The 2024-nt window shown below is 54.6% G+C and carries 1 protein-coding gene and 1 pseudogene; both read left to right on the top strand.

Annotated features, from left to right (window positions below):
* Nucleotides 1-1488 (top strand): annotated as a pseudogene (locus AC1DKD_RS40920) (hypothetical protein); the annotation flags it as partial.
* Nucleotides 1485-1796, top strand: a complete 312-nt coding sequence (locus AC1DKD_RS40915; RefSeq protein ID WP_441635213.1) for a hypothetical protein — start codon at nucleotides 1485-1487, stop codon at nucleotides 1794-1796. The pseudogene AC1DKD_RS40920 and the gene AC1DKD_RS40915, both read left to right, overlap by 4 nt.
* Nucleotides 1797-2024 lie beyond the last annotated feature (228 nt).

Genomic DNA, 2024 nt, shown 5'->3' with positions numbered 1-2024 from the left:
CGGCGGGACACCGCCGGCACCAACAGCACGGTCGGCAAGAACCCCAACCTGGACCAGGTGCTGAACAAGCAGTCCGACATGATGGCCGCCGCCCAGGCCGCCGGCGAGGCGGTCGCCAAGACGGTGGGCGACGTGGCCGGCGCCAAGGAAAAGGAGGCGCGCGCGAATGCCAGGGCCGCCCATGACGCCGGGGATAGCGAGATGGAACACAAGTACCTTGCCGACGCGAAGCAATGGGAGGAAGGCGGCGACTACCGTGCGGCGCTGCACGCCGCAGGCGGCGCGCTTGTTGCGGGCCTGGGTGGCGACAACGCGGTGGCCGGCGCAGTCGGTGCGGGTGCGTCGTCGCTGGCTGCGCCCAAGCTTCAAGAGCTTGGCAATGCTGTGTCAGAGAGCACGGATACTGGCAATGCGGGGCTGAATGAAGCGCTCGGGAATGTGGCGGCGAACATTGCAGCGGGTGGCATTGGTGCCGTTGTGGGTGGTGGGTCGGGTGCGGCGGCGGCCGCGAATGTGGATCGGTTCAATCGGCAGTTGCATCCAGATGAGCAGAAGTGGATCAAAGACAATGCCAAGGCTTTCGCACAGCGGCTCAATGGCGGGCAAGCTCCGTCCGATGCTCAGGTTGCCGACGCCGAGGAGCGCCTTGCACAACAGAGCTTTCGTCAAGTGCAGAATGGCGTTGGCGGTGCATGGGATCAAGCGGCGAGTAGCTTTCTGAGTCAGGGTCACGGAATGACCCCATCGGATGGCACGAGTGGGCCGGGCTACATGTTCTTCGCAACAGACGCGCAAAAAGCCGATGCAGGCATTTACTCGAAATACCTGCCGCAAGATCGAATCAACAACTTCTATGCAGACAACGGCCTGACTCAGCCGACTGCAGGTCAAGTTGCGTCGGCAGTAGCTAGAGAACAGTCCCTCGACAATAAGATCGGCGCCGCCGTCATTGCAGCATCTGTTGGCGCACTCGCCGCAAYTGGTACCCCGGCCGTAGCCGCAGGCAGCACCGCAACGCTTGTAGCGATTGGGGCGGTCGGCGGCGGGGGCTTTGATGCCGCAGGACAGTTCGCGCAGGACGGCAAAGTCAACCCGACTCAGTCGGCCTTTGCGTCGGCAACCGGTGCACTGACTGCGCCAATTGGTGCCGCAACTGGCTTTACTGGCAATATGTTTCTCGGTGGCGCAACCAATATTTTGAATACAACCTTCAATAATACGTACTATGGAAAGAATGATAGCCCCCTACTGGCGGGTGCCGTAGGGTCGATCTTTGGAGGATTAGGCTGGCTCGCTGGAACCGCCACAACAACTATTTTTGGACAGAACGCACCCAAGCTAATTTACCCTGGTGGCTCGGTCAATCCAGCGGTTCCCGCTATTCTTCAGGGATTTCCCAATCCGCTACCTGGCTACGCTGGTGCGACAGCAGGTTCGACGATACAAGGAGGCGGATCCTTCGTGCCCGGCAAGGAAATGAAAAAATGAGCAGAAAGCTAGATGCATTATTGCGAGAGCGCACATGGCGCGGCGTTATCAGTAGAACTGTTTGCACAATTCTCCTTGTCGTACTTGTTGCATGGCTTCCGGAAATTGTAATCTGGGGAGAAGCAACTATATTTAAACGTCATATTATTATAGACCAAAATAAATATTCAATTTTTCGGATTACTTCCGGACTATTTGTAATAATCATCTTCACTCGAGAGGCGATTACCATCCGGTCTATATTAAAAAATAGAAACAATGAAAACGGGCCATCCTTACCAACACCAAGAAAAATGAATGGAAAATGAGAACACGACATTTCATCAAAATCTCAAGTGGATTACTTTCCCCTTGGCTAATGCAAATTCCACTTATAACGCTTTGGCTTCTTAAATTTAATGTTTCATCAAGATATTTTTTTGCGATGACCATATTTTGCTCGATATGGTCTATTGGAATATCGATATGGCATGCAATACTATTTCGAAAGCGCTCACAGTCAAATCGAATTCACCACGATAATTGGAGCCGAGGCC

Source organism: Cupriavidus sp. 05T313, from assembly GCF_056396665.1.
This window is presented reverse-complemented; position numbering and strand designations above follow the sequence as displayed.